Source organism: Streptomyces sp., from assembly GCF_050698815.1.
GTDB lineage: Bacteria > Actinomycetota > Actinomycetes > Streptomycetales > Streptomycetaceae > Streptomyces.
In genome coordinates, this window is the sequence record NZ_JBOHCV010000022.1 from 1 (window position 1) to 6,032 (window position 6,032).

The 6,032-nt window shown below is 68.9% G+C and carries 8 protein-coding genes and 3 pseudogenes; 9 read left to right on the forward strand and 2 right to left on the reverse strand.

All coding sequences use genetic code 11. The features are described from left to right. The 4 genes and pseudogenes from sucB to ACRDP3_RS00745 all read left to right on the forward strand — a co-directional run. Positions 1-1,079 (forward strand): 2-oxoglutarate dehydrogenase, E2 component, dihydrolipoamide succinyltransferase (gene sucB / locus ACRDP3_RS00730; RefSeq protein ID WP_431514816.1); only part of this gene is annotated, 1,079 nt, incomplete at its 5' end. A gap of 142 nt (positions 1,080-1,221) precedes the next feature. Next, the gene (locus tag ACRDP3_RS00735; RefSeq protein ID WP_431514817.1) at positions 1,222-1,662 is read left to right on the forward strand and encodes a helix-turn-helix transcriptional regulator; all 441 of its coding nucleotides are present in this window, start codon (positions 1,222-1,224) and stop codon (positions 1,660-1,662) included. Positions 1,663-1,672: 10 nt separating this feature from the next. Next, complete coding sequence (locus ACRDP3_RS00740) at positions 1,673-2,083, forward strand: VOC family protein (protein WP_431514818.1); 411 nt, start codon at positions 1,673-1,675, stop codon at positions 2,081-2,083. A gap of 93 nt (positions 2,084-2,176) precedes the next feature. Beyond that, positions 2,177-2,710, forward strand: a pseudogene (locus ACRDP3_RS00745) (cytochrome P450); the annotation flags it as partial. Between the two features lie 37 nt (positions 2,711-2,747). On the opposite strand, the pseudogene ACRDP3_RS00750 reads toward ACRDP3_RS00745, so the two are convergent. Beyond that, positions 2,748-3,331, reverse strand: a pseudogene (locus tag ACRDP3_RS00750) (Uma2 family endonuclease). A 71-nt stretch (positions 3,332-3,402) separates the two neighbouring features. Further along, complete coding sequence (locus ACRDP3_RS00755) at positions 3,403-3,696, reverse strand: hypothetical protein (RefSeq protein WP_431514819.1); 294 nt, start codon at positions 3,694-3,696, stop codon at positions 3,403-3,405. 183 nt (positions 3,697-3,879) lie between these two features. Here ACRDP3_RS00755 and ACRDP3_RS00760 point away from each other — a divergent pair, with 183 nt between their 5' ends. From ACRDP3_RS00760 to ACRDP3_RS00780, 5 genes and pseudogenes are all read left to right on the forward strand, one after another. Further along, positions 3,880-4,725: a helix-turn-helix domain-containing protein gene (locus ACRDP3_RS00760; protein WP_431514820.1), complete on the forward strand. Its 846-nt coding sequence runs from the start codon at positions 3,880-3,882 to the stop codon at positions 4,723-4,725. Continuing rightward, on the forward strand, positions 4,704-4,913 hold the full coding sequence (locus tag ACRDP3_RS00765; protein ID WP_431514821.1) for a DUF397 domain-containing protein: 210 nt from the start codon (positions 4,704-4,706) through the stop codon (positions 4,911-4,913). The genes ACRDP3_RS00760 and ACRDP3_RS00765 overlap by 22 nt, the downstream gene beginning before the upstream one ends. Positions 4,914-5,000: 87 nt before the next feature. Continuing rightward, a complete protein-coding gene (locus ACRDP3_RS00770; protein ID WP_431514822.1) occupies positions 5,001-5,333 on the forward strand; it encodes a hypothetical protein in 333 nt (110 codons plus the stop codon). Next, the gene (locus tag ACRDP3_RS00775) at positions 5,326-5,877 is read left to right on the forward strand and encodes an AAA family ATPase (protein ID WP_431514823.1); all 552 of its coding nucleotides are present in this window, start codon (positions 5,326-5,328) and stop codon (positions 5,875-5,877) included. Before ACRDP3_RS00770 ends, ACRDP3_RS00775 begins: the two co-directional genes overlap by 8 nt. Positions 5,878-5,935: 58 nt before the next feature. After that, positions 5,936-6,032: pseudogene (locus ACRDP3_RS00780) on the forward strand (GntR family transcriptional regulator); the annotation flags it as partial.

Below are 6,032 nucleotides of genomic sequence, written 5' to 3' on the forward strand. Positions count from 1 at the left end.
CTCAGGCCCAGCCCGAGCCCGCGCCGGAGCCCGCCCCGCAGCCGCAGGCCGCCCCGGCGCCCAAGCCGCAGCCCGCACCCGCGGCGCCGTCGGCACCGGCACCGGCACCGTCCGCCCCCGCACCCGCACCCGCCCCGGCTGCGAGCGAGTCCGAGGGCGCGTACGTCACGCCGCTGGTACGCAAGCTGGCCACCGAGCAGGGCGTGAACCTCTCCACGGTCAAGGGCTCCGGCGTCGGCGGGCGTATCCGTAAGCAGGACGTCACCGCCGCGGCCGAAGCGGCCAAGGCGCAGGCACCGGCAGCGGCCCCGGCCGCCGCCTCGACGGCTCCGAAATCGCCGAAGCTGGAGCCGTCGCCGCTGCGCGGCCAGACGGTCAAGATCCCGCGGATCCGCAAGGTGATCGCGGAGAACATGATGAAGGCGCTGCACAGCCAGGCGCAGCTGTCCACCATGGTCGAGGTGGACGTCACCCGGGTCATGCGGCTGCGGGCCCGCGCCAAGGACGCCTTCCACTCCCGTGAGGGCGTCAAGCTCTCCCCGATGCCGTTCTTCGTGCAGGCCGCCGCCGAGGCGCTCAAGGCGCACCCGTCGGTCAACGCGCGCCTGAACGACGAAGGCACGATCACCTACCACGACGTCGAGAACATCGGCATCGCGGTGGACTCCGAGAAGGGCCTGATGGTCCCGGTGCTCAAGGAGGCCGGCAACCTCAACCTCGCGGGCATCGCACGGAAGACCGCCGAGCTGGCCGGCAAGGTCCGTTCCGGCAAGCTGGGTCCGGACGACATGTCCGGCGGCACGTTCACGATCAGCAACACCGGTTCGCGCGGTGCGCTGTTCGACACGGTCATCGTGAACTACCCGCAGGTCGCCATGCTGGGCATCGGCGCCACGGTGCGCCGTCCGATGGTCATCGACCACCCGGAGCTGGGTGAGACCATCGCCATCCGCGACATGGTCTACCTGACCCTCTCCTACGACCACCAGCTGGTCGACGGCGCGGACGCCGCCCGCTACCTGGGCGACGTCAAGGCCCGCCTGGAAGCAGGCGAGTTCGAGGGCGAACTGGGTCTCTGACCCTCTCCCCACGGCCCGTACGGTGGCCCCGCCCGGAACAGACCGGGCGGGGCCACCGTCGTCACGAGGGCTCACCCCCCGTCTCACGTCCCGTTCATGCAGGAAAAGGGCTATTTCAGCAGACTGCTGATAGCGTCGTCCCATGACCCCGGAAGACCTCGCCGACCTCGCGCACCTGCGCCGGGCGCGGGATCTGATCGACCGGGAGTACGCACAGCCGCTCGATGTTCCGACGATGGCCCGCCACGCGCTCATGTCACCGGCGCACTTCTCGCGACGGTTCCGGGCGGCCTACGGCGAGACCCCGTACAGCTACCTCATGACCCGGCGAATCGAGCGGGCGATGGCGCTGCTGCGCGGGGGGATGAGCGTGACCGACGCGTGCATGGCGGTCGGCTGTACCTCGCTCGGCTCGTTCAGCTCGCGGTTCACCGAGGTCGTGGGGGAGACGCCGAGCGCCTACCGCGGGCGGGAGCACAGCGCCGTGGCGGCGATGCCCGCGTGCGTGGCGAAGGTGCGCACCCGCCCGACGAGAAATCCGCCGAGCAGGATTCGAGAAGCGGGCCCCACCGCCGCCGCCTAACGTTGGCGGCATGACCATCGCACTCCAGTACTGCCACATCACCGTCAACGACCCGGACGAAGCGCTCGCCTTCTACCGCGACGCGCTCGGCCTTGAAGTGCGCAATGACATCGCTTCCGGCGGATTCCGCTGGGTCACCCTCGGCAGCGCGACCCAGCCGGACCTCGAGATCGTGCTCTCGGAACCGCACGCCGGCCGTTCCCAGGCCGACGGCGACGCCCTGCAGGAACTGCTCACCAAAGGCGTCCTGCCGATGACCGTCTTCAGCACCGACGATCTCGACGCGACCTTCGAGCGGGTACGGGCATCCGGCGCCGAGGTACTGCAGGAGCCCATCGACCAGCCCTGGGGGCCGCGCGACAGTGCGTTCCGCGACCCCTCGGGCAACATGGTGCGGATCCAGCAGGTGACCAAGGCGTAAGGCCCGCGCAGTTGTCCGAAACTGAGGTTCCTGCGTGGCATGGGCCGGGTTAGCGTGCTGATCAACTCACCAACAGGGGGAGCAGCATGGTGCTCGCCCGCCGAGCTCGTCGGCATGTCCGTACTGCTGCTCATCGCCGGGCACGAGACCACGGTCAATCTGATCGGCAACGGCATGCGCGCGCTGTTCACGCATCCCGACCAGCTCGCCGGTCTGCGTGCCGACTTCGGCCTGCTCGACGGAGCGATCGAGGAGATGCTGCGCTACGACGGCCCGGTGGAGACCTGTACGGAACGGCTCGCCCTGCAGGATGTGGAGTTGGGCGGGGTGACCATCCCCGCAGGCTCCACCGTCCTGATCGCCATGGCGGACGCCGACCGCGACCCGGAACGCTTCAAGGACCCGGACCGCTTCGACATCCGCAGGGACGCCCGCGGTCACATCGCCTTCGGTCACGGCCTGCACTACTGCCTGGGGGCGCCGCTGGCACGGCTGGAGGGCCGGATCGCGGTCCGCTCACTGCTGGAGCGCTGCCCGGATCTGGCGTCGGACGCGGACGAGTCGGAGCTGCCCTGGATGCCGGGAATGCTGATCAGGGGCGTGCGGCAGCTGCCCGTGCGCTGGTGACCAGGCCCTACGGGACGGTCACGGTCACGACACCGCCTCAGCGGACGTAGTTCTTCAGGATCTCCGTGTCCAGCTCGATCCCGACCGGCTCGGGAACCGTCACCCTCTCGCCGAACCGGGCCGTGTGGATATCTCGGTAACGAGCACCTTGCTGGTCAGGGTGGCTGTGCACGGTGACCGTGCAGGAGTCACGGTCGATGAGCAGATAGACCGGGATCCCCGCCGCCGCGTATGCGGCAGGCTTCTCCATGCGGTCCCGGCGGTCGGTGTCCTCGTCGTACGAAGTCACCTCCACCGTCAACAGCACCCCGCTCGGATCTGCCCACTCTCCTTGTCCGGCCAAGTGAGCGACCGGAGCGAGCACACCATCGGTGCGGGCGCGGCCCTTACGGTACAGCCCGACTTTCAGGCCCTGTTCCGGATGCAGGTCCAGATCGGGCCTGGCCTGGATGCACTGCCGGATCAACCACATCGTGTGGTGGCGTGGTCCCCGTCAGGCATGCTCTTGACCCCGATCCGTCCGTCGATGAACTCCAACATGACGGTCTCGGGTGCTTTGGAGGCGATCTCCTCGAACTCCTCCACCTGCATCTGAGACGTGCGCTCGGCCATAACTGTCATGGTGTACCCCCTTCCCGTCGAAGACCAGTATTGACAGAGCGGAGCCGAGGCTCCGGCCCTTCTGAGGAGGGTCACTCACGTGAGTGGCCCTCCTCGTCCGCCGCAGGCAGTCGTGCGCCCCGGCTGGCGGCGATCCGCAGGGCATCGCGCAGCGCCTCTGTGAGGCGGGTACCCGCGAAGCGCAGCTCCCGCGTCGCCGCGCCCGGGTCGGCCAACAGCGGCCCGGCGTGGGCCAGTACGTCCTCGGCGGAGCCGAGCAGGTCGGCTTCCGTGTCATCGGCCAGCCGCGAGAGCAGGCTGTCCGGGTCGTCCGTGACCAAATAACAGGGTGCCCCGTCCGACCTGGTCCACGGCAGCAACCGCATCGACCCGCCCTCTCCATCGCACATGTCGGCCCGCCCCATTCGCACTCACGATTACGTTGTGTGGCGATAACGTTGCCGTGAGGCAGATGACCCCAACAGGGACGACTCGTCCCGACGTTGGAGCCGGGACGACAATGGCCGTCCCGGCTTTCCGCCCGGGACGGCAGAGAGGCACGACGAACGATGAAGTTCCGCCCGCAGACCCTCACCCCCGACAAGTCCGCCCGCCATTTCTTCGGCGCGGAGCTGCGCCGCCACCGCGAGACGGCGCAGCTGTCGCTCGTACAGATGGCGACCATCGTCACCTCCAGCAAGAGCACGCTGGCGCGCATCGAGACAGCGGAGCTGATGCCGCCCCCGGACCTGCCGGGCAAGCTCGACCTCGCCCTCGGGGCGGAGGGCTTCTTCAGCCGGTTGTACGAACTGGCCAAGCGCGAGGCCCACCCGGACCAGTACCGCCGCTACATGGACTTCGAGGCGCGGGCCGAAGTCATTGAGCAGTACGGCGCACAGGTGCTGCCAGGTCTGTTGCAGACCGAGGCATACGCTCGCGTGTTCCTCAGCTGCCAGGAGGACCTGGCGCAAGAGCAGATCGACGAACGCGTCTCCGCCCGCATGGCCCGCCAACACCGGCAGAGGTCAGCCTCACCCCCGCACCGCTGGGCGATCCTCGACGAGTCCGTACTCCAACGGCAGATGGGAGGCGCCGGCTGCATGAGCGAGCAACTGGCCTTGCTGCTTGAACAGGTGGATACTCCGGAAAGCAAGGTCCAGGTGATGCCGTTCAGTTCAGGGCCGCACGCACTGCTCGGCGGCTCACTGACCCTGCTGACGCTTCCCAACGGCTCCGCCGTGGCGTACGAAGAGGGCATCGAGGCCGGTCATCTCTACGAGGATCCGGAAGCGGTGGTGCGGCGTCGGCGACAGTACGATGTGCTGCGCGCGAACGCCCTTTCGCTGACGGAGTCGGCGGAGTTGATCCGAAAGGTGCTGGAGGACTACAGGTCATGCGACACACCCCCGATCTGAGCACCGCCCGCTGGCGCAAGAGCAGCTACAGCAACTCCAACGGGGGCGAGTGCATCGAGATCGCCGAGAGCTTCCCCGGGATCGTCCCTGTACGGGACAGCAAGTACCCGGACGGGCCCGCCCTGTTCGTTTCCACTCACTCCTGGGCTGCATTCATCGACGCGGTCAAGACCACGCCCTCCCGCTAAGAGGTCCACGGAAATCTCCGTGCGCCACCCGGGCCTTCGCCAGTACCGTCAGCGCTTCGGCGGCAGCACGGGGAACGGGGAGGACGGATGGCGGTCGGAGACGAGCCGCGGGTGCACGAGATCCGGGTGAGTGGGTGTGCGGACGTGGCCGAGTTGCTCGCGCTGCAGGAACCGATCGCCCGGGCACTGTGCCCGGAGCCGGAGCACAGCGGCCCCTGCGACGTGCCGTGGGAGTTCAGCTACGGCGATGATGAACCCCCCGTACTGCTGCTGGGCATCTACACATCCGGCGCACGAGCCGCCGAAGTGACCGACCGGGTACGCACCGTCATCGGGGAGGCGCGGTCGGCCGTGCTGGGCGAGGGCAACCCGGAGAGGTTCAAGGTGCTGGTGGAGCAGTACCGGATCGAGCATGGGTGACGCCACCGCGCCGGACAGCGCTGAGGTGCTCCTGCTCGGCGGACGGGCCGGCGTCGGCAAGTCGACGGTGGGCTGGGAGATTTCGGCCCGCCTGCGCTCCGTGGCAGTCGCCCACGCCATCATCGAGGGCGACTTCATGGGCCAGGTGCACCCGGCCCCGGAGGGAGACCCGCACCGCTCGGCCATAGTCGAGCGCAATCTCACAGCCGTCTGGGCCAACTTCGCCGAACTCGGATACCGCCGCCTGATCTATACGAACACCCTCAGCGTCATGCCGGACACCGCAGGCATGTTTCAGCGCGCCATGGGCGCGGGCGTACGGATCACCAGAGTCCTCCTCACCGCCTCCGACGGCACCACGGCCGACCGCTTGGCAGCCCGCGAGCGCGGCTCGCAACTGGAGCAGGAGCTGAAGGCCAGCGCGCACAAGGCGCGGCTCCTGGAGGAGCAGGTCCCCGCGGACACCGTTCGGATAGCGACCGACGGGCGGTCGGTCGTGGACATCGCCCGCGACGCGGTGGCCGCCACCGGGTGGATCGCCTAGCGGTCAGCTCAGGGCCGTATCGTCGAGACATCGTCCCCGCCCGAAGGAGCCCGCGCCGGTGACCTCGAGTCCCTCCCGCCCCGTCGTCCACTCACTCCGCGAGCAGATCCGCGAGCGCATCGTGGACGGCATCGTCAGCGGCCGGTGGCAGCCGG